Here is a 26590-nt window from a genome sequence, read left to right on the forward strand (position 1 = left end):
TCCATAGAGGCTGGCTGCTTGTTTTGGGGCACTGCCTCATTCGCTCCACGATGAGCGAAGCCTGCGGAGCATCGGCCGTTTGTCGGCAGTAGAACCCGTTATCTGATAGGCGGGAAAGCTCGGGAAGCAGCGTTTCACCGAAAATGACGGGGATCGATGCGAAGCTCCATATGCAGGAAATTGTCTTTAGGCAACGGCTCCGTATGCATCTTCTTATCCTGCATATAGATGAGCGTGGAGAGACTCACCTCCCCGGCCAAAACCACAATTTAACGAATCACTTCGTTATATCGGCGGTTGATCTCTTCCCAGTTGACAACGTTCCACCAGGAAGACACGAATTGTTCCATTCGACAATCTCCTTTCGACAACCTCTTTTTCCAATGGTTGGGTACCTCTCAAGTTTACATGATAAAAACAATTTTTTATATACACAATGATCTTTACCTAGGGAAACTTTTTCTGAAAAGCGTGTTTCTTCTCCCGGTTTTCTTAAGTTGCACTCCGCAGGAATAATCCGCTGCCCCAAGTAATACGATGGCTACAGAACGACGGGCTTCGTGCACGTGTCACAGGAGGTAGGCACTTATGCTGAATTTTGCGCAGATTTTCATCGAAGGAATGCTGCTGTCCGTATTTTTTTGCTTCGTTATTTTGGGAATGCTGGTTTATAATCCGCGGCTGCTGTTAAACGATTATCCCCAAAGCATCCGACTCTCCGTCCCCCCGAAAACTCCCAAAGAAACGAAGCTGTCCAAAGCGATCGGAACGCCGTTTGCCACTCTGCTCGTCATCGCACCGTTTATCTCCACGCTGTACTACGATGAGATCAGCTTTATTCACACTTTTTTGCATCCGTTTCTCGTATTTACCATCGTCAGCCTGGTGGATCTGGTCGTTCTTGATTGGCTTATCTTTTGCTTAATTACACCGGATTTTTTAGTTATTCCGGGAACACAAGGTATGAAGGACTATAAAAATTACCGGTTTCATTTTATTGCTTTTCTGAAAGGGACTTTGGTATACGGTGTCTTGTGTATCATCGTAGCGTGCATTCGCACGCTGATCTGACAAGCGCCTCCGCGGACATGATCGGCTCCCATTTCATAAAGATTGCCGCACCTCCGGCCTTTCATGCCAGGGGGTTGGCAATCTTTTTCATTTCACAGTTCTAACTATTATCTTTAATAACATATATTGTAATAATTTACATCAAAAGGAGGTGAATGAGGTGGCACGGATTGTCCCGCGCAAGGATCGTCTGAGGACGACGGGTTTTTACCCTTAACTCCAAGAGCACGGCACTAAGCGCGAAGAAGTCAATAAAACGAATAAAAAAGAATCAAAAGGAGAGATATCATATGAACATCTTATTGAAAAAAGTTCCGCTTTTCCTGTTCGCTATCGTTATGGCGTTTTCCTTCTCGCTCGCCGCTAGCGCGGCCCCGTCCGCCGATCAAGCCGCTGCGGCGCCTGTCGTCAGCTTCCAGTCGGCCAATGGATCGTGGATTAAAGTTAATGGAGACGGCAGCGTAACGGCCAACGCAAGCTCGGCAGACCAAGCGGGCAAATTTGATCTGATTCCGGTGGACGCGCAGTATTTCGCTTTAAAATCCCGCACCAACGGCAAATTTGTTTCCTTCAAGGCTGACGGCACCGTAGTGGCGACCGCCGCTTCGATCGGCACGACTGAAAAAGTAACCATCACTTATGTCGTCAACACGCCTCAAGAAAAAGCGATTCAGGCCAAAGCTTTAAGCAACGGCAAATATGTCAGCGCCGTGAACGGCGGCGGCGGAAAAGTTGTCGTTAACGTTGCCGTGCCGTCCAAATTCGAAACATTCAAAGTGAAAAACTGGCAATAAATCGCATCCTTGACCGCAGGGACGACGATTAAATAAAGAAAGGCGCCAAGATGTCGTGAACGCGACCGCATTGGCGCCTTTTTCAGCAGAAAAGTTAGAGATCTTCGGTTCGGGAATTTTACTGGTGAAACGTTAATACATAAACGGCTGCCGGAACCGGATGCGGTCGAATTGCTCTATGGACGACAAAGGCACATGCTTGCCGACGCGGACCAACAGACAGTTGGCCGGATGGGAGCAGATCTCCGGGTCGTCGGTTGCATACCAAACCATATCGATGCATTGCATCAGCCGCTCCGTCATTTTGCGGTACTCCCAGACGTCGAGCTTGCTGTTCGCCAAATCCCAATACCCGTAATATTCAGTGGCAAACACAATGGCGTGCTCCATCTGACCCCCGGCAAAAGCAAGCTGAAGCATCTCCTTGCCCAACCCAAGCGAACGGTACGAGGCCGCTACCTCGATTGCTCCGAATTCGAGCAGATCGTCCATCTTCCCCGCCGACCACGGCTCGCTTTCGTCCGGATAATGAAACGTGACATAGCCGACGATCGTGGCCTCATTGCGCGCCACAACAATCCTGCCCTCGGGCAGTGCCGCGATGCCCATAAGCGCTTCATGCTGCTCCTCGGGCCTGCGAAATCCTTTCAGCTCCGGGTGCATGCGCAAGCCTTGCAGCCGTTCCGCCGAAACAGGCCCTTCCACCACAAACGTATGATTTCGTCGTTGCAAAGTCTTGGAGTGATAAAGCTTGGGATGCTCCATGAATTCCACTCCTATCGTTCAGATCAGAGGGATTTACAGCCCTCCGGGTTAGAGTATTCTTCCCCCTTATCCATCATTTACCTCGTTTTCCGCAGGTGTCAAGTTTATTTTAAAATAAAAAACTATCATGAGCATCCATGATAGTTTCGGGGCTGCTAACCGTTTGTTTTGATATGAGCGAAGCTTCCGCTAACCGGCTGCGGATCGGTCAATAAATGCAAGCTGGGACAAGACCTCTCAACCGCTTTATGCAGCCTCATAATCTCGTCGGTCGAGTGCGGCGACAGAACGCTAAGCTTGTAAGAAATGTTACGAAGAGCCGCGGGAGTCCAAGCGTCATCCGTGCTCAGCTCACCCGTGACTTCCACGTCCAGGTATTGCAGCGTAATTCCTCTGGCAGCGGCAAGCGACAAAGCGACTTGGACGATCCCGCTGCCCAGCGCGCCGAGCATCATCTCCGCCGGACCGGGCCCAATACTGTACGGTTCCCCGGCTTCGGCTATGACGTCCGTTGTAACCTGGAAGCCGCGCATTTGGATTTCCCGCTTCCCGGAGCTTCCCATCGCTGTGACTTTGGCCTGTAGCTTAGGCGGCTCGCCCGGGCGGGACTGCTCCTGTTTCCGGTCGGCTACAACCTCTTGCAGCTTCCTGGCTTCCATTTGTCGATCCGTCTTCGCAGGGGGCAGCATTGCCGAAACGGACGGAGCTGTCTCTTGCGGATCGGAAGCCGCCTGACGAGGCTCGTACTGCGGCCGCTCCCGAAACCACAAGGTCGCGATCCACTTCTCCCCTTCTCTTAGCTCGCGGGAGCCGTGTAAAGAGAGCGGGTGGCTCTCGTTGGTGCCTCGCTTGCAGGTCTCGAACACGATTAAAGTGCCTTCCGAAGGCGCAATGTCCAGATTCAGCTCCGGAAAATAAGTTTCCCCTCCGGCATCGACGGTATTTAAATACAGGAGTGCCGTGTAAAGACGCTGGCCCCCATCGTCGTAGAACTTTTTACCGGCTACCGTATTCAGATCATACGTATCGAAATGCGCGCCGAACTTGCCGCCAACCCCGTATCTCGCAATTTGCAGGCTTTCCGCGTAATGAAGAGGCTGCCCCACAAGGGCAGCGAGCCGTTGGGACACTTCCCGTACGAGCGGATACGAATCATGGTGAAACCAAGCAAATTCCGATTTTCGGAATTCGGAAGCAACGACTTCCTTTTCCCCGATAACCTTGGCTGGCTCCAAGTGATGTCTGGCCAATTCGATCAGTTGCCTGCATTCCGGCCCGGATACGGCTTGCCCATAGCTGGCCACAAGCGGCTCTTCATGAAAGACGACCGAAGGTTCCCTCACCGTTTCTCTCCTCCAGTGGTTTAAGATGCATGCGGATAAGTATCATCCTTCATATCATATTAAAAGCCGGTACGTGCCGTGTGGACGAATGAGAAGACACATAAACAAAAAAACTTGCCCGCCAGAAGGATGCTCTACCGAAGGGCAAGGTTGACAGAAAGTTAAGCAGAACCTACGACAACGTCGATTTCTCTATAATTAACGGTGAAATTGATAATCGGACCACCGGCAGACAGGCTGGCTTGAGCGGTCAGCGTATAGGTATGAATTCCGGGCGGTACGGAAGCATCGACAACGGACAATCCCCTCAGTTCCTGGGCGGTCGATATCGCAAAAATAGGCTGTCCGATCGTCCGTACAGTACCGTTGAATGATGCCGTTGCTAGCAGTAATTCCGATCCCATTATGCCTCGGTCCCTGTATAGTCTGAGGGTAATGGCGAAGATCGTCTCGGCCCCCGAGAAAATGTTGGCCTGCAGGGCAACGTCTACTTTAACTTGATTTGCCGTACCTACGATATCGACGCCACCCTGACTTATAATCGTGTTTTCAGTTCCTACAGTGAATGCTGTTGATGACTCCTCTTTGGTGCCCAGAACGGTTAGCGCAGGTCCTGTCGGCCCAGTCGGGCCAGTGGGGCCCGTCGGACCTGTCATTCCTGTCGGTCCCGTCAGGCCTGTCGGACCTGTCGGACCAATCGAGCCCGGAGGGCCTGCCGGTCCGGGGGCTCCTGCCGGTCCGGGCGCTCCAGCAGGACCCGCAGGACCCGGAGGGCCTCCCGCAGGTCCTGGCGGTCCAACAGGTCCCGTCGGGCCTGTTGGGCCTGTCGGACCCGTCGGGCCAGTCAGTCCCGTTAACCCTGTCGGGCCCGTAAATCCTGTTTCTGACATCGCGTCTCCCCCTTCACTAATTCATTGTATGTGCATACATGATACAAGTAACGGTAATCGCCCTGCGACAAATATATATCTTGCCGCCGGCAGCGCGGTCACTTCCGTCGAAGAACCTCGTCGAAAACTTGCTCGATACGATCGGCGTCCTTCGAGACCGCGAATAGCACAAAGCGGCCTTCTCGCTTCAAGACATGCTTTTGGATTAAGCCGTACTCCTCCGGGCGGTAGTCTTTAAATTTCGCCGTCTGCGCATCGATCCTTTTCGATACGATTTGCTTGACGCGTTCCGCTTGGGCCGCATCCTTCGCTTGAATGACAGCCACTTCGTCCGCTTTCACATTCGATACGGCCGTATACAGAACGAAGTCCTCAACTTCGTCGTCGCCGAGACGATACAGCCGCTGGAGCGTTTCCTTGTCCCGCTGCTTCAGCTCCTCCAGCTTCACCGCTTGCTTCAAGCGTTGTGCCAGTTCGCCGATCGTCACCTCGCTGCGCTCCCCCTCCGGTTTGCCGGAGCATCCTGTCATAACGGCGGCGAAAACGACCGTAATCGCCAACAGCAGAATCAAACGCTTCCCGTTCACTTTTGTAAATAATCTTAACATCGTTCTCCCCCCCCTCCTCTTCGGTCATTCCGTCGGCTCTGCCAGTTGATTCAACGACGGATCTTCAAAAAACGTATTCGCGTTATACAGCAGCAGCACGTCGCGGATATGACGCTCTTGAATGAGTGCCTTCAAGTCCTTCTCGTAATACCTCGGATCGACGACATAAATTTCGCTGAAATGCGGCGTTAGAAAAGGAATCAGGCTGTTGGCATACGAATCCTTGATCACCAGCAATTTCGTTCCGTTGCGAAGGCCCGTCGTTATCCGGATTAACGAATGGTTGCCATCGAAAAATACCGTGTACTTGTCCTTTTTGCCGAGATTGTCCATCGCATACATGGAATCCGAGGTTCGCCCCTCTTCGACGTACTCTACGGTACAGCTCCCGCCCGCCTTCGGCATATAAAGCTCGATGCTGTCGGGCTCGACATGTCGGAAGCCGCTCTTCGAATACAGCGAGCCATAGAACTCGTCCGTCACTGTGCGGATTGTAAAATCCTCTTCCTTCTTCGGGGTTAGCCCCATCCGCTTGCTTAGCTCCTGATAGGCGTAGAATGCGCCTCTTGTCGTCCAATGGTGATCGGTTTTATAGTAAACGGACCGTTCCTGCTGCGCACGAAGCGCGGGATATACGTCGACGAAGCGGATATCCCGGTGGAGCGACCGCCCCACTTGATCGAGATACGCCAGCTCCTCGCCGGCCGGAGCGTAGTCCGGAAGCTTATCCGCAAGCACGCTGGCGGCGGTAGGTACGAGCATGACGAACGTACGCAGTCCGGGCGCAGCCTTCGCGAGCGAATGGATCGCATTTACTTTCATTTCCATATCGCCGTCTGCAGGCGGGGTAAACTTTTGAATGAGATAGCCGTCCTTCCCGAGGTAAACCCCGTTGCTCTCCTTCTTTCCCATCGCCCGGTCCGCATCGGATTTGACGCCGATCCAGAAATCTCTGGCCATAAATTGATCGGAGATATACTTTTCAAAGCCGGAAGTAAATTTTCCCGAAACGAGGCTGTGCAACGAAAGCGGCGGAAGCTGCTCCAAGCTTCGGTTTTCCGCTTCGGAGAACGATTTGCTCGGCTTGAACAAATTTACCATCAGCACGCCTCCGAGAAATAACAAGAGCAGCATAGCGATGTTAATCGATTGCGATCGTTTAGCGTACTTATTAATAAGAATCACCCTCTTCAAAATCTAAAATAGAGGAAAGGGTTGTAGGTGGCATTGACCAAATAAGCCGTTGACAGAAACAGCAAGACGAAATACACCGCAGGAACGGCGATAACGCCGGTCCTTTGGAACCTTTCAGTAAGCCAAGCGAGAGCTTTACTCGGAAACGGAGTCGAGCATAAAGCCAATACGATCAACAGGAGGAGATTCGCCGACAGCTCGTACCATGTGCGGTTGTCCACGAGGCCGTGCGCCCCGAAGCCGAACATCGTTCCGATATATGCGGCGGCTGACGACAGCTTCTCGAATTCGAAAAACACCCAGCCGATTATCACGATCACCAGTGTATACGCATGCCCGACCATGCGAGGTTTACCTTGCAGCCATCTTAACAAGAATAGCTTTTCGGCCGTGACGAAGAACCCGAAATATAAGCCCCAGACGACGAAATTCCAGCTCGCCCCATGCCATAATCCGGTTAAAAACCATACGACCAGCAAATTGCGGAATTGGATCAGCGTCCCCATCCGATTGCCGCCAAGCGGAATATATACATACTCCCGAAACCAAGAGCCTAACGAAATGTGCCACCTGCGCCAAAACTCCGTGACACTTCTGGAAATATACGGATAGTTGAAGTTTTCCATAAAATCAAACCCGAACATTTTACCGAGGCCGCGCGCCATATCCGAATAGCCACTGAAATCGAAATAAATTTGAAACGTGAAAGCGATGATGCCGAGCCAGGCGGAAGCCACGGTCAGCTCGTCCGCGGGCGTCGCTTTCACACTTGCCCACAGCAGCCCGATGTTGTTGGCCAGAAGCACTTTTTTGGCAAGCCCCCGGATGAACAGCGCCGCCCCTTCGCCGAACCGGTCCAACGTCACGCTCCGGTCCGTGAGCTGATGCGCTATATCGCCGTACTTGACGATCGGACCCGCAACAAGCTGCGGGAACATCGTAATATAGGCGCCGAACGACAGCAGGTTGCGCTGCGTCGGGATTTTGTTCCGGTACACGTCCACCACATAAGACATCGTCTGAAACGTATAGAACGAGATGCCGACCGGAAGCGGGAGCGCCGTCGCCTGAATCGACAAGCCGAACAGCTGATTGAGATTGTCCACGAGGAAGCCGTAATATTTGAATAAGCCGAGAATACCCAAGTTGACGACGATGGAGCCGATGAATATCGTTCTGACGATGCTTTGGCGGCTTCTGTACTTATCGATCAGCAGCCCGTTCGCATAGTCGAACAGCGTTGAAAAGACCATGATGACGATATAAACCGGCTCTCCCCAGGCATAAAACACCAGACTGACGAAGAGCAGCACGGCATTGCGAAGTCCGGCAGGCGACACATAATAAACGACAAGCGTCAAAGGCAGAAACAAGAATAGAAAGATCAGACTGCTGAATACCAATGCCCGTTCACTCCTTGCCGGAAGCTTCTATTTCACTTGATCCTGCAAAAGCTTCAGCAGCTGTGTATAATATTCAGCCTTCATATGGATGCCGTCCGTATCGTGCAGGTCCGGACGAGCCGTAAAAATTGGAGATACATCAGTGTAGTCCACCTTTTCCTTGGCAGCAAGCTCCTTCAGGCCTTGATTATAATCCGCAATGTTTTTATAGCGGGGCTCGCTCTTCTCCGCTTCCGCCGTCACTGGAGTGACCGATAAAATCGTGATTTTGGCTTTCGGCAGCTTTTCCTTGATTTTCCCGATCAGCTTCGCATAGTTCGTCAGCGAAAATTGCTTGGGATTGTCCGTAGGCCACAAGAGGTCGTCCGACCCTAATTGGATGAAGACATTTTTCGGGTTTCGTCCGGCCAAGTCGTCCACATCCTCCAAGGCGAACATCGCGGTTGCCCCCGCTTTGCCCATCACGTTTTTGTCATCCAGTACTCCGTGGAACGACAGCCCTTCCGTAATCGAATCCCCGAGAAAGACGCTTGAGCTAAACATCGATTTATACGAAGAAGCTTCGGCGGTCGCAGCAGCCGCTTCCTTCTCACGGGTCACAGCGGCCAGACCCTGCTCCCGTTCTTGATTTCCGCAGGCCGCCAACGTTAATGCGATAGCTCCTGCCAACACGATTCCTGTCATTTTATTTCCCATTTCGATTCCCACTCCTTTGTGATTTTACAAACGATGATCCTTCATGAAATTCAGGTGAAAATGCTTCGTTTCGTCATAGACCGCGAACTTGTAGCCCTTTTGCTTATAAAAATCGATAACTTCCTGCAGCACTTGCAGCGTTTGCGGCTTTTCGTGCATGAGTACGACTTCCAGATCTGCCTTCGTCTGCTTCTTGATGTTGCCGACAATTTCGCTCGGGCGGTTTTTGAGGTTCCAATCGTTCGAATCAATAGTCCAGTCCCACACCTTGATTTCCGCTTTCACAATTTGATCGCGGAGGCGCTTATCGTTTAAACCCGGCGCCGAGCCGTACGGCGGGCGCACCAAATGCGGATTCTCGCCCGTGATCTGGTGGATGAGCGACAACGTTTGCTTCATCTCCGGCACGAATTGCTTCTCTTCGTACAGCTTCTTATATTGGTGCGTCATGCTGTGAGCGCCGACGTAGTGCCCTTCCCGTACGGTCCGCCTCACTTGATCCTGCAAATTGGCGCGTTTTAAATTGCTCCCCTGCATAAAGAAGGTCGCTTTGATGTTGTTCCGCTTCAGGACGTCCAGAAACTCCCCCGTCCACTCGCTCGGCCCGTCGTCAAACGTCAAGTAGACGACTTTCCCTTTCTGCGGGTCATCGGCAGCCGCTGCTGACGCTCTCGCAGCTACAGGCACTCTATCGGATTTCGGGACCTCCTTTTCAGGAAAGACCGGCAACTCCGACAGCCCGAAATACAACAACCCTGCGGCAGCCAGTATGACGCCCCATCTTCTTGCTCTTTTCCTGCTTCCCACTCCATCCATCTCCTCTCTCTGTAGATAGATTAATAGAGTAAGATGAAGATGAAATGCAGATCGCATTCAGATGAGTTAAAGAATAAAGAGTTCTGCGGTCATGCAAAAAAAAAGTGCAGAACCGAAGTTCTACACTTTCTTATTCAGACGGAAAAAGAACAGCACGCCGTCCGCCGTATTGGTCACGCCATAAGATACCCCATGCAGCTCCAATATTTTTTTGCAAATCGCAAGCCCCAACCCGGTTCCTCCCGTGGAACGATGACGGGAAGGCTCGGCGCGGTAAAACCGGTCCCAGATTTTTTCCAGATGCTCGTCCGGGATGGAAGCCCCTTTATTTTCAATACGGATCATCACCGTATCGCGCTCTTCGACGGTCGAGACGTAAATGGATTCTCGTTCCGGCGTATGCCGAATGGCGTTGGTCAAGAAATTGACGATCACCTGTTCGATCCGATGCTGATTGGCAACCACGACAACCGGTGACAACCGGAGGTGCAGCTGCAATTGCTTTTGCTCGAATTCGATGGCTAACTTCTCGCATACCTGCCCGATGACGGCATCGATCGCAAACGAATCCATCTTCATCTTATACGTCCCCGATTCGTATTTTGCCAGATCGAGCATATCGACGATCAGCAGGTCCATCTTCTTCACTTCGTTCTCCATGGCGGCGAAATAGTGGTCTCGCTTGTGGCTTGCCACTCCGTCCCTCAGAATCGACAGACAGCTTTGGATTACGCTAAGCGGCGTCTTCAATTCGTGCGATACGCCGGAAATAAATTCTTTCCTCGTATGCTCCAGCTGCTTTTCTTTCTCGATATCCTGCTGCAGCTGTTCGATGTAGGAATGCAGCCGGTCGGAAAGCTCGTTAATATTGCGCGACAGGTCCCCGATCTCATCCTTGGTTGTGATCGGAATTTTTTCGGAAAAGTCCAGCTCCGCAATCTTTCTCGTCGTATGGTTAATGCGCAGTAAAGGACGGGCAATCCCGCGGGAATAATAGAACGATGCCAGCAGCACGAGCAGCAGTGTGGCGATAATGATATACACGTAGTAATCCTGCATCACCCCCGCGGCCTCATCTACAGGCTGCAGTGACGTCATCGCGAAAATGTATGTGGGATTCCCTGCCGGATCTTCGATACGGTCCACGAATATTTTGTAATTCACATGGTTTTCTTCATAATTCATGATCCGATTCGGATTCGAATCGCCGTCATAGTCTCCGTATAGAAGATCCGCTTGAAATGCTTTGATCCGTTCCAAAAACAAATGGTTCGTATAGCGCGAAATTCCCGTCCCTTCCGGTGTCTCGACTTTGGTAATCGTTCCGGTGACAAGATCGGTGGGATACTTTTCACGATATTTGTTCGCATCCTCGAACCGGGAGACGACTTCATACTCCTTCTTCACCAGCTGCTGATTTTCCAGTTGGTTTTCTTCTCTCAGATTGGATGCCTTTGGCCCCATCCGCTGCGGAAACAACCGATTTTTCCAAATGATGCCTTCCATAGCAATCGGCTGCCCCTCTTTAATAAATGGTTCAAGAAACGGAATGTCTTTACTGAACTCCTCCACATTCATGACACTGTACAGCGGGATGGTCATCGTTTTGCCGGAAAGGACGGGTGTGTCGGTAGAGCGCTCCAAGCGGACCTCCATGTAAAAATCGTCCGTATATATCAAATTGCCCATGGCGTCCAATGCCGTGATCCAGGTGCTGTGCTTTCGATAGAAATCTTGCTCAAGCCTCACCATGGCCTGTGCGTCTCCGGCATTTTTCAGGTAGTCCTGTTTATAAGCTTGAAGGGCTGTCTTTACGTCCTCCTCTTTTTGATAGACATAAAATTGTTTAAAAAACAGGGCTTGTCCGCCAAAAATGATCGTCAGAATAAGCACGCATAAAGCGGTCGTCAGCAAAAACAGCTTAGATACGATGCCGATCTTCATGCGTGATCCTCGAATTTATAGCCAGAACGGACAACCGTGCTGATGCATTTGGACTTGTTCCCTAATTTGTGGCGCAGATTGCGGATATGGCTATTGACGGTGCGTTCGTCGCCTACGAAGTCATATCCCCAAATTTTGGTAATGAGCTGTTCTCTTGTAATGACGATCCCTTTATTTTTCATTAAATACGTTAGTATTTCAAATTCGGTGTGCGTCAAATTGCAGTTCGTTCCGTCTACCGTCACGGTGCGGGAGGGAAAATGCACTGCAATGCCGTTACCGCTTTCTAACCTATCGCTTATGTCGTCCGCAGGCTCGCGAACTACCCTGCTGTCCAGCAGCCGCTTCGCTCTTGCCAATAAAATGGGAGGGCTGTACGGTTTGGCCACATAGTCATCCGCGCCCAGTTCAAATCCGAGCAGCGTATCGTCCTCATCCACCCGGGCCGTCAGCATAATAATAGGAACGTTTGAGCTCTTACGGATGCGCATGCACACAGACCAGCCGTCCAGCTCTGGCAGCATGATATCCAAAATAATCAAATGCACTTCGCGTTCCTGAAAGAGCGACAGCGCTTCTTTCCCGTCCCCCGCTTCCAGCACTTCATATCCTTCATTGATGAAATAATCTTTCATAATTTCGCGTAAAATAGGTTCGTCTTCTACAATTAATATCGTTCTGTGCATGGATAGCTCTCCCGTTTCCGTCGTTGTCCCTATCATTCTATTCCCCTCCAGACTCCGCTTCAAGAAAGAATAATAGGAAAAAGTGAAGATAAAATGCAGATCCGGTGCAGATCAGGTACAAATTAGATCAAGAACGCCTCATTCGAACGGACCCTGATGAATTTTGACGCTTAAAACAAGGCCGAGCGCAACCATATTGGTGAGCAGCGAACTTCCTCCGTAGCTGATGAACGGCAGAGAGATCCCGGTCAACGGCACCAATCCGATATGCATCCCGATATTCACGTAAATCTGAAAAACAAGCATGGCCGCCATTCCCGCAACGAGGTAGGAGCCCGCTAATTCCTTCGTCTCCACAATAATGCCGACCATCCGGTATACCAGCAAAAAATACAGCATGAGCAAAATCGTCGCGCCCAAAAATCCGTACTTTTCACCGACAACCGCAAAGATCGAATCGGAGTAGGCGTACGGGACAAACCCCTGCTGCTGGTACAGACCGTTATTTCCATGCAGTTGGCCCGAACCGATGGCGATCCGCGCTTGTTCATAATGCCACGACTTCTGGGGATCGCTTCCCGGTTCCAGGAACGTCTGGATTCTCGCCATCTGGTGCGGCTTGACGATCTTCGACAGCAGTTCATGATCGGCATAATACAGCCACAGCACTGACCCTACCACAATCCCGGCAGCGCCAACGGCGGTCAGCATATACGACAATCGGATGTTGCCCGTCCACAGCATCCCGAAAAAGATGCCGACGAACACGAGAGCCGTCCCCAAATCGGGCTGCTTTAAAATAAATAAGATCGGTACCGCAAAAACGGCACAGACGGGAAGGAGATCCTGAACGAAGCGCAGCTTCTCTCCCTGCCGCTTTTGCAGCAAATGCGCAGCAAGCAAAATCGTAAACAGTTTCACCGGCTCGGAGGGTTGAATTTCCACGGAGCCGATGCTTAACCACCGGGCCGCGCCGTTCACGACCTGCCCTTTCAAATGGACGTAAGCCAGCATGCCGATGCCGAAGGCATACAAATAATAGGCCAGCTTGCCGGTGAGCAATCGGTAATTGAGCACCGTCACCAACAGCATCGGAACGCAAAAGACGCCGAAATACATCAGGCTACTGATATGCAGTCCATCCAGTTTAGTCCCTGCAGTGGCCCGGTAAACCGCCACTGTGCCGGCGGCCATCAAGCACAACATAAGCACGACGATGCCGCGGTCTATTTTTTTCAGCTTATCTAAAAATATCATACGGATACCTCGACCTTCGATCCTTGGAATTTGCACAATCATTTTCGCCATAAAACCCTGCACTATAAAGACGATTACCATGGCAAAAAGTAGCAAAACGTACTCCAAGCTTTTTTAGAATATCCCGAGGAGAATCGAAGCTTTCAGGCGCTTATGCCTTGCCGAGTAAAAAGCTGACGATCAGAATGAGAAAAACAAGCAGGCTGATACCCGCGTATAAATAATCTTTTTCCTTCAAAAAGACGAGGATCGAAACCCCTACCCGAAATACCGGCGTCAGGATGAGCATCAGCAGGCCCGTCAAAATGACGGCGTACGGTTTAAGCTGCAGCAGGCCTTGCCCGATTTCCGGCAGACGGGCCGGAAACGTCCGCCCCGGATATCCGCTGTCCCCCAGAATCAGGAAGAGTGCCAGTCCCAACAAAATGACGGCCGCGCTCAGAAGCACTCCCGCCCGCAAATATTGGCTGATCCTCAGCTCCACGATCGAACGACCGCTCTCTTGACGCCCATCCCCCTGGCTCATGCGATAACCCCCGTTCCTTGCAGGATCATTTGTACGGCAACGTACGTCAGGACGGGAATGAACCATTTGCGAATCGTCGTGCTTTTCATCCGCTGCATGATTCTGGCCCCGGCCGTCGCTCCGATCAATACGCCCAAAGCGACGGGAGCGGCGATCCCCGGGTCAATGTCCCCCCTGAACAAATACACACCGGCACTGGCCGCCCCGGTTACGCCCATCATAAAATTGCTCGTCGCGCTGGATACTTTGAGCGGGAGCTTCATAAACACGTCCATCGCCATCACTTTAAAGCTGCCGCTGCCGATCCCCAGCAAGCCGGATACGACGCCCGCTCCGTACATGACTCCGAAGCCGCCGTACACATTGTCGACGTGATAAGAGACGTTTTCGTTCAACGCCTTGTCATAGTACGCGCCTTGCAACTTGAGCTTCCGGGCTAACGGATGCAGCGGAACGTCCTGGGGCAGCTCGCTCTTCCCTTTCTTCAGCATCGCCAATGCGGAATACAGCAGCAGCAGCCCGAAAATGACATACAGGATCGCAGGCGACATCAGACCGCCCAGGAACGCCCCCGTAATCGCCCCGATCGTCGTCGCGATCTCCAAAAACATGCCGACTCTGACATTGGTGATCCGGTCTTTGATGTAAGCAATCGCCGCTCCGCTCGAAGTCGCGATAACGGATATGATGCTTGCGCCGATGGCAAGCCGAATGTCCACGCCGAACAGAAGCGTCAGCGCCGGCGTCACGACGATGCCTCCTCCAAGCCCGAGGACGGAACCGACAATGCCCGCCAAGATGGAAATCAATAAAATTTCCGCTGCCATGATCGTCAAAATTTCCCACTCCCTTCGTGTTACCCACATACATATGTATACTACATAATTTACTTTCGATCAATATATGTACGTTTTAACTTTACATTGTATATGATATAATAAACATAAAGTTTCCGCGAAAGGTTGAAGCGAATGCAATTTAAACATTTGGACGAGATCGACACGCAGATTCTGAAGCATTTATCCGAAAACGGACGGCTGAGCAACGCGGAATTGGGCCGCCTTGTCAACCTGACCCGCGCGGCCGTCCGCGACCGGATCAATCAATTGGTCAGCAACGGCATTATCGATCGGTTCACAATTACTGTGAATCCGCTCAAAGCGGGCAAAATGCTGTCGATGTATTTTGACATCGAAGTCACGTGGGAAAACATGCAGCAGGTGATCGGTGAGCTGAAGGCAGACGAGGAAATCACGAACGTGTACCAGATGAGCGGCAAGCCTCATTTGCATGTCCACGCTCTGCTGGACGATCCGGAGCATGCCGAGCAGTACATGAAGAAGCTTCAGTCGATTCGGGGAATCACTTCGGTTCACAGCGAGATTGTCATTGCTCGCCATAAGGAGCGGGGCGGGTTGTTGATTTAACAGGACGGCGGCTTGGCCTGTCGGGGCGCTTATAGGCCTGCCTGGTCGAGCAGCCAGCCAAGCCACCGGAGCGGATTGATTTTGTGATGGACAAAAATGCTTATCCATACGATGCAGCCAAAGCAGGACAAGGTGACGAACAGTCCGATTTCCTTTATCGATTTACGGCTGCGCAGCATCATAGCAAGGCTGGCGCCGAGCGCTGCAAGGAAACCTACGATGAACCAGATCACAGGGGCCCTCTCCCGTCTTTGTTCCGGTTTCCGCGAATCCGGGTCAGAATAATAAGCAGGATGGGGAACACGACTCCGTAGAGACTGGTGTATTGAAAAATATACCGTTTGTCCCACTCGATATTTTCTACGACGTTCTCACTGAACGTAATCGCAAAGCCGGATACCAATAGTAAGAGCGAAATGGCGATCCATGTTCGGTCGTTCAGCCGAAACAATTGGCATATGCCGGTCACCGCGCAATGATACGTGATGCACAGCTTGACAAATATCCATACGAGCCATACGATCACGATCGTCGTTTCCACGCGTTCGATAAATTCCGCAATCCGCAGCTCTTGCGCGATAATAAACAGCGGATACGTAAAGTGGGAAGCCCGCGTCACGCCAAGGACGCCGATCGTCACAAAAATAATTCCGCTTAGGAAAAGGGTCGCGAGTCCGATGCCAAGCAGCAATGCGGTCTTGACCCTGCTCTTCACATAAGGAACCAGCATCATCATGGTGATGACTTCGAGAAACGGGAACCCGATAATGGCTCTTGTCTCCTTCATCGTCTCCCACACGTTTAACCGAAACACAGGCTCGAAGCGTTCCCACTTCCATTCGGATACCGAAAACAAGCAGATGGCAACCAGCAAGAATACGACCGCCGGGCTTAGAAGTTCATTGACCCGTGCGATGCTCTCTACCCCTTTGACGGACGCATAGCACACCACGATCAAAAACATAAAGTGAAACACGGAAAGCGGCGTATTAAGCATCAGGGTCGATTTCATAAAGTCCCCCAAATTGCGGGTCACCCAGCTTGCGGTCTGGATAAAAAACGAGATATACAAAAGCGCGATAACCCCGCCGATTTTATTTCCCGCCGCCTTGAGACAAATCTGGACGATGCTCAGCCCGGGATTTCCTTTCGCCAGAACGAGCCACAGGCAAGCGACCAAGAGAACGGCCGACCCCGCCCACAGCGGCACAAGCCAAGCATCCTGCTTGGCCGCGGCAATCATTCCGCCCGGTCGAAGAAAAAAAGCGGTGCCTATCGTAAAGTTAAACACCAGCAAAAAAAACTGCCAACCGCCGATGCGAGCGTTCTCCAGCGTTATCCCCTCTTCTCTTTATACGGATCGATGGTTGTGCCGACGGCTCGGATGGTGCAATGAACGGTAAGCTGAAGCTCCGTTTTTTTCCAAGCCTCTTCTTCCTTCTTGATATCCGCCCATTCTTTACCCGATTTGCGCTTTATTTGCGCTTCGATCCCGAGCAAGTCCCACCCGAGCCGCTTTGTTTTCTCGTAAAACGCGGAAGCCTTTTTCTTCACTTGCTCGTTAAACTGCGCTTCAATCTCAGCCAGATTTTGTTCGGTTAATTTTACATTCTGATCGTTGTCGAAAATCTGCGCCTGCGCGTAAATATCGATTTTTAATACCGGTTTACGGGATAATGTAGAGAGTTGTCGGCGGACCTCAGGCTTCGGAGCTTGAAGATCGACGCGCTCCCCGTTGACGATCAGCGGTTCGTTTAGCACGCCGATCCGGCCGTCCAATAAATAAAACCATGGCAGATCGGACGGTTCCAGCCGCCCGATCATCCGATCGTGCTTGAATACGGCCGCTCCCTTCATGATGAAGTTTCCTTGATTGGCGTCGATTTGTTCGTACCGCTCAGTGGTCGGCATTGGCTTGGGGCTGGATAAGCTGACGATAGGCAGGACGGTTGGCATGGAGCCTTCCATGTTCTCGATCAAATCTTTCACGCGAGACCGCTTGCTTTCCCGGCCGGAATATTTGGATTGAAGCTCAATGATCGAATGTTCGGCACGGCCAGGCAATCGTTCAAGCGGAATATACGTTTTCATCATATCCGGGAGCGGCGAATCCGTAACGAGCATATGAATCGTAGCCCTTCTGTCGGGCCGTTTCTCAAGAAAATTAAGCATTTCCCTTAATCCTTCTTTCGCAAACCGTTCGGTCACTATCAAGGCTTGATAATGATCATAGAAAGGTCGTCTCGGAACGATATCGAACGTTTTTTCGACCAACTCCACTGCGGAGAATCCTTCAACCTTGTACGTATATACCGGAGCTTTGATGCCCGCTCCCTTTTGCATGGCGATTCCCGGAGGGTTAATCACTTGATAGTACGTCGTGTATTTCCCGTTACCGGGCTCCCTGTCCATTCCGACCAAGTCTACGATGGCGAGCTGATTGACCTCAACCATATCCCAACAGCCCGCAAGACTGCAGCAGGCCGCCGCCATCGCCAGCAGCTTTCCTGCACGGACGAATGTTTGAAGCATCATGCGGCTCACCTTTTTTTCCGTTTGGCGTCGTTCATGCGGGGAAATGTCGTCATCCACGGCCGCGGCACCCGGACCAAGATGTCCTTCCAATCCGAGAAGAACGTCGGCGCAACCGGAGCCAAGTAAGGAACGCCGAACGATCGAAGCGAAGCCAGATGAACGAGCGTGAACAGCACTCCGCATAAAATGCCGAAGCCGCCCATAAACCCGGCCAAAATCATATATCCGTATTGCAGAAACCGCTGCGCAATCCCGAAATTGTAGAAAGGAGCGACAAAATTGGCAATTGCCGTGACGGCTACCACGATAACCATCGCTGCCGATACGAGGCCGGCATTGACCGCCGCTTCGCCCAACACGAGCGCACCGACGATCGATATGGCTTGACCGGCAATACGCGGCATGCGCAGACCGGCCTCGCGCAGCACTTCAAAGATGAGCATCATCAGAAACGCCTCCATGTAGGAGGGGAACGGCACCCCTTCCCGCTGTGCGGAAATATTGATCAGCAGCGCAGGCGGAAGCAGCCCTTGATGGTAAGAAGTTACGGCGATGTAAAGCGAAGGAACGAACACGGCAAGCAGGAACGCCAGGAACCGAATCCATAACAAGAAGGTCGCGATATCCGCCCTCTGGTAATAATCCTCGGGAGACGTATAGTATTGCATAAACGTAAAGGGACCGATCAGCGTCAGCGGGCTGCCGTCCACCATGACCGCGACCCTACCTTCCAGCAGATGAGACGCCGCGACGTCGGGCCGTTCCGTTCTCATTAAGGTCGGAAAGATGGTCAACGTTTTATCCTGAATCCATTCCTCCACATACGTGCTGTCTAAGATGCTGTCCGTATGCATCGACTTGATTCTTCGCTGGAACTCGCTAACCACTTCCTGCGGCGCGAGGTCTTTCATATAGAGAATAAGCACTTTGGTTTCGGTTGCCGTGCCGATCTGCAAGGGCTCGAAACGCAGAGCGGTCGTACGGATTCTTTTGCGGATCAAGCCGACATTCGTCGCAATGTCCTCGATAAACGCTTCGTGCGGTCCGTGTACGGTATTCTCCGTTTTGGGCTCCGTCACCGCACGCTGGTAAAATTTCGCCGTATCGAGCACGAGCACATGCTCCGACTCCGGGATAACGAGCAGGCACTTGCCATCCAGAAGACTTTGCGCGCATGACTTCAATTCGGACGAGGCCGATATCGCGGCGACCGGGATCCGGCGCCGGAGCAGGTCTCCAAGCTCTGACTCGCCGTCCCAAGCGGCAGACAACGTTTCTCCGGCAAACGTACGAAGAACGTTATCTTCAATTTTTCTCTTATCCGCCAAGGTTTCAATAAATAAGTAGCTGCCTTCCAGGTTGGGGCCGAAGGTAAACGATTGATGAATGAGGTCCGGCGGATTTCCAATCGTATGGATCAGCAGATCGACGAAAGATCGGGCGTCGCTTTTGTCAAATTGAGGGTTGTCGATTGGCGGTTTGGTCCCTTCGATCATGCGAAGCCTCCAGCTTTTCGTTATGCTTCATTTATTTCCATTCGATGGAGGAGTAATACCAGAGCCTAAAAGAAAAAACACCGCCGAATAGCAGTGTTTGATCGAAATAGTCCTCAGCTCGCTCTGAATTTTCCTAAATAATTCATTAAAACATATATTCCCTCATAATATATAAGTTAGGATATTTATATACCGACGGGAGGAATCGATGATGAAAAAGAAAACCGCAGGTCTTTTTATTGCATCCTTCTTATTATGCAGCCTGATCCCGGCTTCACTATACGCTGGGAATGAGGCTGCGAAGCCGCGGTCCAAAAACCTGATCGTGCTGATCGGCGACGGTATGGGCCCTGCTCAGGTCACGGCCGCGCGGCTTTATTCCAAAGCCATTCTGGGAGCGGAGAGCCTGCATTTGGACAGTTACTACGTCGGTCAGGCCAGTACGTTTTCGGAACGCGGGGAAGCGGACGGCAGCGTCAAATCCGGCACGATCACCGATTCCTCGGCGGCAGGAACCGCTTTGGCTACCGGCCGCAAAACGTACAATTCCGCGGTCAGTGTCTCCAATGAAGAGGTGGCCGTGCCCTATGCCTCCGTGATTGAAGCCGCGGAAGCGAAAGGTAAAGCGACAGGACTCGTCTCGACGGTAAGAATCACGCACGCAACGCCGGCCGTGTTCGCTTCCCACGTACGGAGCCGCAAGAACGAAGCGGCCATTGCTTCGCAAATGCTGGAAAGCGGCGTCGATGTTTTGCTCGGCGGAGGCGCGGATTATTTTACCGGAAAGGATGCCGGCGGAAAACGTCCGGACAAAACGATTGTTCCCGATTTCGAGGCCAAAGGCTACTCCGTCGTCAAAGATCGGGCCGGGCTGCAGGCGCTGACTGCAAAGCACGATAAAGTGCTCGGCCTGTTCGGCCGGTCGCACTTCGACTACGCCATCGACCGCGATAACTCCTCCCCTAGCCTGGCCGATCTGACGGGAAAAGCCATCGAGCTGCTTTCGGCCAAGCCCGAAGGCTTCGTGCTCATGATCGAAGGCGGCCGGATCGACCACGCCGCGCATGCCAACGATTTGCCGACCATGGTCAAGGAAGTGCTGGACTTCGACGCGGCCGTGAAGACGTCGATGGATTTCGCCAAGAAAGACGGCAGCACCTCCGTCGTCGTAACCGCGGACCATGAGACAGGCGGTCTGTCTCTGGGCCGGGATAATAGGTACGAGTTAAATATCGACCTCTGGAACCGGCAAAAGCAATCTTCCCAGGCGCTGAATACAGCGCTTAAGCAAGCCCGAACGCCGGAGGAAATTAGACAACTCGTTCAAGCGAACACATCGATTGCGGATTTGAGCGACGAGGAGGCCCGTTTCATTCTGAAAGGCGACGGTACGGACTACGAGCGGGAAGGGGCGTATAACGCCGTCATCTCCAAGCGGCTGCTGGTCGGATGGTCCGGCCACGGACATTCCGGGGTGGATGTGGGCGTCTGGGCCTATGGGCCGATTGCCGAGCTGGTAAAGGGAAAAATCGACAATACGGACATCGCCAAAGCCGGCGCCCAAACGATCGGCGTCGATCTCAATGCCGCAACCTCCGGGCTGCAAGTCAGGTACTGGTATCCCAAGTTCAAGATAACGTCCGACCGATCGGTCGTCTATCCTGCCAAGGCGCTCGCCGCGAAGCTTGGCGCATCGGCGGAATGGGACGCGACTTCCGGCACTGTGCAGATTGCCAAAGGCGGCACAACGATTCTCGTGAACCTGAAAGACAGCAGCGCGACGCTGAACGGTCAAGCGGCGGCCTATGCCGTCCATGTCGAGAAAGGCACACTTTATTTATCCCTGGACGCATTCAACGAGCTCAGCGGGCTGAACATGACTTGGGACCCGCTTTCCGAGCGGCTAGTGCTGAAAGCAGGCTGACCCTCCTCTACCCTTTGTGCCGCATCCTCGTGCCGGCAGCCTTCTTTTTTGGGCGGAGCTCCTTTACATGCTTCAATTGGGCGACAATAATAAAACTGACGATGACCAGCAGAAACCAGGAGCTGAATTTGCTCCACGATACCATGCTCCAGCCGTTTTGTTGGTGGGGGTAGCGCCATGCCCCCAGCCAAGTTCCGATATTTTCGGCGATCCAGATGAAGAAGCCGACAAGCGCAAAACCAAGCGTGAGCGGCATCCGGTACACGCTATCTCCCACCTTGAAATACAGCGTCGTACGGAAAAACACCACAAACAACTGAGCCGCAAGCAGCCAGCGCAGATCGGGGATGAAATGGTGGGTCATAAAATTCAAGTAGATCGCCGCCCCTAGCGTTACCGTCCAGACGGAGGACGGCCACCGGTCCAAGCGAATGTGAAGCCTGCGCCAAGCTTGGCATAGATAGCTGGCCACACTTGCGTACATAAAGCCGCTGTACAGCGGGACGCCGCCGATTTTGGTCCAGCCCGGCTGCGGATAATCCCAAGAGCCCATATGTACTTTATACAATTCAAGCGCCAGACCGATGAGATGAAATACGCAGATCACCTTCAGTTCGTCGATTGTTTCCAGCCCTGCCCGCACCATGATGATTTGCACGGCGATACAGATCACGAGCATCCAGTCGTAAGCCGGCATTCCGGGCAGCGGTGCGATTTTCAACAAGGCCAACGAAAGAAAAATGCAAGCGGGAAACACGCAGGACATCGCTTCCTCGTAACCAAAAAGCAGCAGTTGTTTGCCCCATTTCCAACCCATGCCATTCCCCTCCGTTTGTATCGAATGGCAGCGTTGCCTAGATTGCCGCCTCAGCATTTATTGTAATTCGAAAAACAAGAACAAAAAGAGAAATGTGGAAATGATAAATTTCATATTTTCAAAAGCTGAGGTTAGAGTATATTGCCAAGCGGTTCGAATAAGCATTTCGATAGCCGGATAAGAACAATTTACTATTGACAAAATTGTTTATTTATGCTATAATTTACATTTAAATAAATCGTGTGTATAATAAGATTCTCCTGGCCAGGGGAATCTTATTTTGTTTATGCTGGAGGATAATTGTATGAAGCCGAATGAGTCCAGTTTAACTTCCCTCGTATCCGCTTTTGGTCGAGCCTATCACAGCCAGTACGACACGCCCAAAATTTTCGATGATTTTGTTGCAATCGACCTTATTTCCCCAAAAGAATTTTCCAACATCAGAGAAAATATGATTCGAGGCATTTCTTTTTTCGATCCAGATATGGCTCAAAGGTTTAAGGATGATCCGGATGAATTGTTAAAATGGATTGTACAAGTCCAGCTTTCCCCGACGCCGCTGGCACGTGCAGCATATTGCGAAAAAGTATTGCTTCTTGAAATGAAGCTGGGATTAAAGCAGTATGTCATTCTCGGGGCCGGGTTAGATACTTTTGGCTTCCGCCATCCGGAACTGAAAAATAGCTTGGACATATTTGAAGTGGACCATCCGGCGACCCAGGAATGGAAAAAGCAAAGGTTGGAGCATGCCAAATTTGATATTCCGAGCCATCTTCATTTTGTTCCTATGGACTTCACCCGTGAGTTTTCATATCAGAATCTATTAGATGAAGGGTTTGAACACCACAAAACGTTCTTTAGCCTGCTGGGTGTTTCTTATTACTTAACGAAAGAAGAAATCTCAAGCTTGCTCCATCATTTATTTGCCAAAGTCCCGGCAGGCAGTTCAATCGTTTTGGATTATGCGGACGAAAATCTGTTTGTGGAAAAAGGGATGTCGAATCGGGTTGAAAATATGGTGAAAATGGCCGCGGCAAGCGGAGAACCCATGAAATCGTGCTTCACTTACGACGAAATCGAGAAACTGTTGGAGCAATCGGGCTTGCTCATTTATGAACATTTATCGCCGGCTGCAATCCATGACCAATTCTTTCGTCATCGGACGGATTATTTGTCTGCATTCGAAACGATTCATTATATCCATGCTATAAAAAAATAATATTTCTGTTAAAAACGAAATCGCCTCTCAACCTGTCGCCAAGGATTGAGAGGCTTTTATGTTATCTCCGCTTCTCCCGCTCGACCATGCCGGCTTTATTTCTCCCCAGCGCCGAACCGTTTCGCCGATCGAATGCGGGCGCGTTCGATTTCAACCTCGCGGTTGCGGGGCTCGGCCTGGGTAACCAGCGAGTCCAGCAGCTTCCGTGCAGCCGCGGTAACCTCCTCGGCGGCCAGATCGAACGCTTCCTCGTTCGCCTTCGAAGGCTTGTTGAAGCCGGACAGCTTTCTCACGAATTGAAGCGAAGCGGCTTGAATCTCATCCTCGGTTGCCGGAGGATCGAAGTTGAACAGCGTCTTAATATTTCGGCACATCGCTTTACTCCTTTGGACATCTTTTTTATGGTCATCTTACTACACTCTTCTTCCGTACGCCAGCTGGCGCAGTCGCCCAGCCGCAAGCTCAAGTCTCAATGAGCTCGTGACAACGTCATGCTTGTGAAAAAACCTCCCAAATTTATGGGAGGTTCTTAGCCGCTATTCCTATTACGCTTGTTGAACCGCACTTGCATCCATGTAGATTAATTCCCACAAATGACCGTCGATATCCTGGAAGCTCCATGCGTACATAAAGCCATGGTCTGCCGGATCGTTCGAAGGCTTGCCGCCGGCAGCCAAAGCCTTATGGACAAGCTCATCCACTTGTTCCCGGCTGTCGGCGGATAAAGCGACGATGACTTCCGTGCTTTTGGCGGCATCCGAAATGTCTTTCTTCGTAAACGTTTTGAAGAAGTTTTCAACCAGCAGCATGACGAACGTGTTGTCATTGACAATCATGCAAGTGGCGTTTTCGTCGGTAAACTGGGCGTTGAATTCAAAGCCGAGCTTCGTAAAAAATTCGACGGATTTGTTCAAATCTTTAACCGGTAAATTAACAAAAACTTTCTCTGCTTTAAATGCCATGACCGATCACCTCATCGATAATTTGCGATGCTTTCGTGAAACCCGTAATTGACTGGCCTAACTCGCGCCAAAGCATCCAGGTCCTCTGGAGACGAAATAACGACCCTCCTCTCCTACGGTTTGCCATCAGCTCACGCTGCCATTCGCAGCACAGCTACGGTTTGTCGTCATGCTTCTGTTCTAACTTTTGCAGTTCCAGCAAATATTCGTCCAACCGGTCGAACCTTTCCTCCCAAATGCGGCGGAACGACGCGAGCCACGCATCCAGCTCCATTAGCGGTTGGGGCCGCAGCCTGTAAATCCTGCGGTTAGCAACCGGCTGCATCTCGACAAGTCCGGCTTCGCTAAGGACGCGGAGATGCTTGGAAGCTTGCGGCTGATGGAGCCCAAGCCGATCGGCGATTTCCCCTACGGTGAGCGGGCCGTCACGCAGGAGCTCGACGATATGGAGACGGTTGGGCTCCGCAAGAGCACTCAAGATCGAATTCATGAATTAAATGTACTCGAATTGGAATATTCCTGTCAAGGTATATTCAAGAGGCTCCTTTGGAATCTCCTTTATTCTAGCATGCGAACCAAGCACCGGTTTCTTATGGATTGCTATCGTTGCATATTTTTAATGATTGATCTGGATAATTTACGTCAATACTTCTGATGGGATGGGAACAAGTATATTGAATAAAGGAGTTGGATTAGAATGGGAAGCGCGAAGCAAAAAATCACCACATTCTTCATGTTCGAAGGCAAAGCCGAAGAGGCCATGAACTTCTATATCACTCTATTTGACCGATCGGAAATCATCAGCATACAGCATTACGGACCGAACGAAGCCGGTGCCGAAGGAAGCGTGGTGCAAGCTTTATTTTCAATGAACGGTCAAGTGTTTATGTGCATCGATAGCAGCGTGAAGCACAATTTTACGTTTACCCCTTCCATGTCATTATATGTAACATGCGATACGGATGCGGAGATCGAGCGGGTATTCGGCAGGCTGTCCGACGGGGGATTCGTTCTTATGCCGCTGGGAACTTACCCGTTCAGCGAAAAGTTCGGCTGGGTACAAGATAAGTTCGGCGTCTCCTGGCAGTTGACTCTAGAGAAAAAATAATCTAGCCGTATGGCTCTCGATCAGGGGTCTAGCGGTTGTACCGAACGTTAACAAGTGTTTACGAACCAAGGTCAAAAGGTGCCAAGAATCGCCGCCGGAAGGCAGCGGTTCTTGGCTTTTTTGCTCCAAGGCCAACGCTTGAGCATCGACACAAAATGACGCTAAACAACATTTTACAAAAAAATGACTTGAATTTACCCAAAATATCGCATATTATTTTCTATGTGAGCAATATATTAGGCAAAATATTAGTTTTTTGTAATATTTATCGTACAGCTTGAATGTCTATTGCTCTAGAAAATATGTTTAGGGGGAACCTCCAAGTGAACACAACTGTAAATCCCGGGGCAAACGTGAACTACGCGAATCAGCCTCAATCCGCGCCGATCATAACGGTGAAAGATTGGCTCGTTACGTTGCTGATTTTGATCATTCCCGTCGTAAACCTTATTATGCTGTTTGTATGGGCCTTTGGCGGAGGAGCGAACCCGAGCAAATCGAATTATGCGAAAGCCGCGCTGATCTGGATGGCCATCGGATTTGTCTTATATTTGCTCGTCGGTGTTCTGTTCATAGGTCTTATCGGCAGCTCAATGAAGTAAGTTCATTCGATCAAGCGAGCCTGTGCTAAATCTCAAGAAGATTTAGTACGGGCTTTTTATTTTGCCGTCGCCGCATAGGACAAAATCCGACGGCCATACGCTATATCGTAGACCGGCTATATCCGAAGAGCAGGAGGACAGACGTTTGCATATCCCAAAAACCAAACCCAACCCCTATCCGTTCCTTGCGATATCCGCATCGGATCTCAAGAAGGCCGTTGTGATTGAGTTTATTTCCGGCACCGGGATCTACGCGATCGTCCGAAAAGTAACCGCTTCGGAGCTGCTCGCCATTGCAGCCAGCATGGCCGCGAGCACCGCGCTGCAAAAGTGGACGGAACGGCATAGGAAGAAAAAATTGCCGGATCTGCGGTCAGCCAAAGCCATCCCTTGGCCTAACCCGGGGAACGCAACGCGAACCCGCCTAACCTAACTGCTTATATCGGCAGGTTCGGTCCAATTTTTGAGGTTTTTTCTAAATAAATAAGCAGACCCATGCGCAAAAGT

29 protein-coding genes are annotated in these 26590 nt (G+C 51.3%); 8 read left to right on the forward strand and 21 right to left on the reverse strand.

Going from position 1 to position 26590, the window contains the following annotated elements:
- The first annotated feature begins 588 nt into the window (after positions 1-588).
- Positions 589-1071 (forward strand): nitroreductase, encoded by a 483-nt coding sequence (locus QMG93_RS27540; RefSeq protein ID WP_281942262.1) that lies wholly within the window; start codon positions 589-591, stop codon positions 1069-1071.
- 290 nt (positions 1072-1361) lie between these two features.
- The gene (locus tag QMG93_RS27545; protein WP_281942264.1) at positions 1362-1865 is read left to right on the forward strand and encodes a fascin domain-containing protein; all 504 of its coding nucleotides are present in this window, start codon (positions 1362-1364) and stop codon (positions 1863-1865) included.
- A gap of 132 nt (positions 1866-1997) precedes the next feature.
- On the opposite strand, the gene QMG93_RS27550 is transcribed toward QMG93_RS27545, so the two are convergent.
- The 13 genes from QMG93_RS27550 to QMG93_RS27610 all read right to left on the reverse strand — a co-directional run bounded on the left by QMG93_RS27550 (position 1998) and on the right by QMG93_RS27610 (position 14820).
- Positions 1998-2630, reverse strand: a complete 633-nt coding sequence (locus tag QMG93_RS27550; protein ID WP_281942266.1) for a GNAT family N-acetyltransferase — start codon at positions 2628-2630, stop codon at positions 1998-2000.
- Positions 2631-2785: 155 nt separating this feature from the next.
- Complete coding sequence (locus QMG93_RS27555) at positions 2786-3973, reverse strand: 2OG-Fe(II) oxygenase (RefSeq protein WP_281942268.1); 1188 nt, start codon at positions 3971-3973, stop codon at positions 2786-2788.
- A gap of 161 nt (positions 3974-4134) precedes the next feature.
- Complete coding sequence (locus tag QMG93_RS27560) at positions 4135-4863, reverse strand: hypothetical protein (protein WP_281942270.1); 729 nt, start codon at positions 4861-4863, stop codon at positions 4135-4137.
- Between the two features lie 98 nt (positions 4864-4961).
- Complete coding sequence (locus tag QMG93_RS27565) at positions 4962-5471, reverse strand: DUF4358 domain-containing protein (protein WP_281942272.1); 510 nt, start codon at positions 5469-5471, stop codon at positions 4962-4964.
- 24 nt (positions 5472-5495) lie between these two features.
- Positions 5496-6647: a DHHW family protein gene (locus tag QMG93_RS27570; RefSeq protein WP_281942412.1), complete on the reverse strand. Its 1152-nt coding sequence runs from the start codon at positions 6645-6647 to the stop codon at positions 5496-5498.
- Positions 6648-6661: 14 nt separating this feature from the next.
- Positions 6662-8068: an MBOAT family O-acyltransferase gene (locus QMG93_RS27575; RefSeq protein ID WP_281942275.1), complete on the reverse strand. Its 1407-nt coding sequence runs from the start codon at positions 8066-8068 to the stop codon at positions 6662-6664.
- Positions 8069-8095: 27 nt separating this feature from the next.
- Positions 8096-8764, reverse strand: coding sequence for a GDSL-type esterase/lipase family protein (locus QMG93_RS27580; RefSeq protein WP_281942277.1), 669 nt, complete (start codon positions 8762-8764; stop codon positions 8096-8098).
- 24 nt (positions 8765-8788) lie between these two features.
- Complete coding sequence (locus QMG93_RS27585; protein ID WP_413789347.1) at positions 8789-9571, reverse strand: polysaccharide deacetylase family protein; 783 nt, start codon at positions 9569-9571, stop codon at positions 8789-8791.
- A 129-nt stretch (positions 9572-9700) separates the two neighbouring features.
- Positions 9701-11524, reverse strand: a complete 1824-nt coding sequence (locus QMG93_RS27590; protein ID WP_281942279.1) for a sensor histidine kinase — start codon at positions 11522-11524, stop codon at positions 9701-9703.
- On the reverse strand, positions 11521-12210 hold the full coding sequence (locus QMG93_RS27595; protein ID WP_281942416.1) for a response regulator transcription factor: 690 nt from the start codon (positions 12208-12210) through the stop codon (positions 11521-11523). Before QMG93_RS27595 ends, QMG93_RS27590 begins: the two co-directional genes overlap by 4 nt.
- 138 nt (positions 12211-12348) lie before the next feature.
- On the reverse strand, positions 12349-13467 hold the full coding sequence (locus tag QMG93_RS27600) for an FtsW/RodA/SpoVE family cell cycle protein (RefSeq protein WP_281942281.1): 1119 nt from the start codon (positions 13465-13467) through the stop codon (positions 12349-12351).
- A gap of 151 nt (positions 13468-13618) precedes the next feature.
- Positions 13619-13993 carry a DUF1634 domain-containing protein gene (locus QMG93_RS27605; protein WP_281942283.1) on the reverse strand — a complete coding sequence of 125 codons (375 nt, stop codon included), beginning with the start codon at positions 13991-13993 and terminating at the stop codon, positions 13619-13621.
- Complete coding sequence (locus QMG93_RS27610) at positions 13990-14820, reverse strand: sulfite exporter TauE/SafE family protein (RefSeq protein WP_281942418.1); 831 nt, start codon at positions 14818-14820, stop codon at positions 13990-13992. The genes QMG93_RS27605 and QMG93_RS27610 overlap by 4 nt, the downstream gene beginning before the upstream one ends.
- 144 nt (positions 14821-14964) lie before the next feature.
- On the opposite strand from QMG93_RS27610, the gene QMG93_RS27615 reads away from it, so the two are divergent.
- Positions 14965-15420, forward strand: a complete 456-nt coding sequence (locus QMG93_RS27615) for an Lrp/AsnC family transcriptional regulator (protein WP_010495256.1) — start codon at positions 14965-14967, stop codon at positions 15418-15420.
- Between the two features lie 29 nt (positions 15421-15449).
- Here the strand turns inward: QMG93_RS27615 and QMG93_RS27620 are convergent, their stop codons facing one another.
- The 4 genes from QMG93_RS27620 to QMG93_RS27635 are packed head-to-tail and all read right to left on the reverse strand — an operon-like array spanning position 15450 to position 19451.
- The gene (locus tag QMG93_RS27620) at positions 15450-15653 is read right to left on the reverse strand and encodes a hypothetical protein (protein ID WP_010495255.1); all 204 of its coding nucleotides are present in this window, start codon (positions 15651-15653) and stop codon (positions 15450-15452) included.
- Positions 15650-16717 (reverse strand): GerAB/ArcD/ProY family transporter, encoded by a 1068-nt coding sequence (locus tag QMG93_RS27625; protein ID WP_281942287.1) that lies wholly within the window; start codon positions 16715-16717, stop codon positions 15650-15652. Before QMG93_RS27625 ends, QMG93_RS27620 begins: the two co-directional genes overlap by 4 nt.
- A gap of 38 nt (positions 16718-16755) precedes the next feature.
- A complete protein-coding gene (locus QMG93_RS27630) occupies positions 16756-17955 on the reverse strand; it encodes a Ger(x)C family spore germination protein (RefSeq protein WP_281942289.1) in 1200 nt (399 codons plus the stop codon).
- A 5-nt stretch (positions 17956-17960) separates the two neighbouring features.
- Positions 17961-19451, reverse strand: a complete 1491-nt coding sequence (locus tag QMG93_RS27635) for a spore germination protein (protein ID WP_281942291.1) — start codon at positions 19449-19451, stop codon at positions 17961-17963.
- A 208-nt stretch (positions 19452-19659) separates the two neighbouring features.
- Between QMG93_RS27635 and QMG93_RS27640 the strand changes: the two genes are divergently transcribed.
- On the forward strand, positions 19660-21375 hold the full coding sequence (locus QMG93_RS27640; protein ID WP_281942293.1) for an alkaline phosphatase: 1716 nt from the start codon (positions 19660-19662) through the stop codon (positions 21373-21375).
- A 7-nt stretch (positions 21376-21382) separates the two neighbouring features.
- On the opposite strand, the gene QMG93_RS27645 is transcribed toward QMG93_RS27640, so the two are convergent.
- Positions 21383-22192: a DUF817 domain-containing protein gene (locus QMG93_RS27645; protein ID WP_281942295.1), complete on the reverse strand. Its 810-nt coding sequence runs from the start codon at positions 22190-22192 to the stop codon at positions 21383-21385.
- Positions 22193-22496: 304 nt separating this feature from the next.
- On the opposite strand from QMG93_RS27645, the gene QMG93_RS27650 reads away from it, so the two are divergent.
- Positions 22497-23411: a class I SAM-dependent methyltransferase gene (locus tag QMG93_RS27650; protein WP_281942296.1), complete on the forward strand. Its 915-nt coding sequence runs from the start codon at positions 22497-22499 to the stop codon at positions 23409-23411.
- A gap of 95 nt (positions 23412-23506) precedes the next feature.
- Here QMG93_RS27650 and QMG93_RS27655 read toward each other — a convergent pair whose 3' ends face one another.
- The 3 genes from QMG93_RS27655 to QMG93_RS27665 all read right to left on the reverse strand — a co-directional run bounded on the left by QMG93_RS27655 (position 23507) and on the right by QMG93_RS27665 (position 24863).
- Complete coding sequence (locus QMG93_RS27655) at positions 23507-23785, reverse strand: DUF2277 domain-containing protein (RefSeq protein ID WP_281942298.1); 279 nt, start codon at positions 23783-23785, stop codon at positions 23507-23509.
- A 171-nt stretch (positions 23786-23956) separates the two neighbouring features.
- Positions 23957-24373, reverse strand: a complete 417-nt coding sequence (locus tag QMG93_RS27660; RefSeq protein WP_281942300.1) for a VOC family protein — start codon at positions 24371-24373, stop codon at positions 23957-23959.
- Positions 24374-24527: 154 nt separating this feature from the next.
- The gene (locus QMG93_RS27665; protein WP_253412500.1) at positions 24528-24863 is read right to left on the reverse strand and encodes an ArsR/SmtB family transcription factor; all 336 of its coding nucleotides are present in this window, start codon (positions 24861-24863) and stop codon (positions 24528-24530) included.
- Positions 24864-25070: 207 nt separating this feature from the next.
- Between QMG93_RS27665 and QMG93_RS27670 the strand changes: the two genes are divergently transcribed.
- From QMG93_RS27670 to QMG93_RS27680, 3 genes are all read left to right on the forward strand, one after another.
- The gene (locus QMG93_RS27670; protein ID WP_281942304.1) at positions 25071-25481 is read left to right on the forward strand and encodes a VOC family protein; all 411 of its coding nucleotides are present in this window, start codon (positions 25071-25073) and stop codon (positions 25479-25481) included.
- A gap of 323 nt (positions 25482-25804) precedes the next feature.
- The gene (locus tag QMG93_RS27675) at positions 25805-26083 is read left to right on the forward strand and encodes a hypothetical protein (protein WP_281942306.1); all 279 of its coding nucleotides are present in this window, start codon (positions 25805-25807) and stop codon (positions 26081-26083) included.
- A gap of 145 nt (positions 26084-26228) precedes the next feature.
- Positions 26229-26516 carry a hypothetical protein gene (locus QMG93_RS27680; protein ID WP_281942308.1) on the forward strand — a complete coding sequence of 96 codons (288 nt, stop codon included), beginning with the start codon at positions 26229-26231 and terminating at the stop codon, positions 26514-26516.
- Positions 26517-26590: the final 74 nt, after the last annotated feature.

The organism is Paenibacillus tyrphae, from assembly GCF_027925525.1.
In the GTDB taxonomy this organism is placed as follows: domain Bacteria; phylum Bacillota; class Bacilli; order Paenibacillales; family NBRC-103111; genus Paenibacillus_G; species Paenibacillus_G tyrfis_B.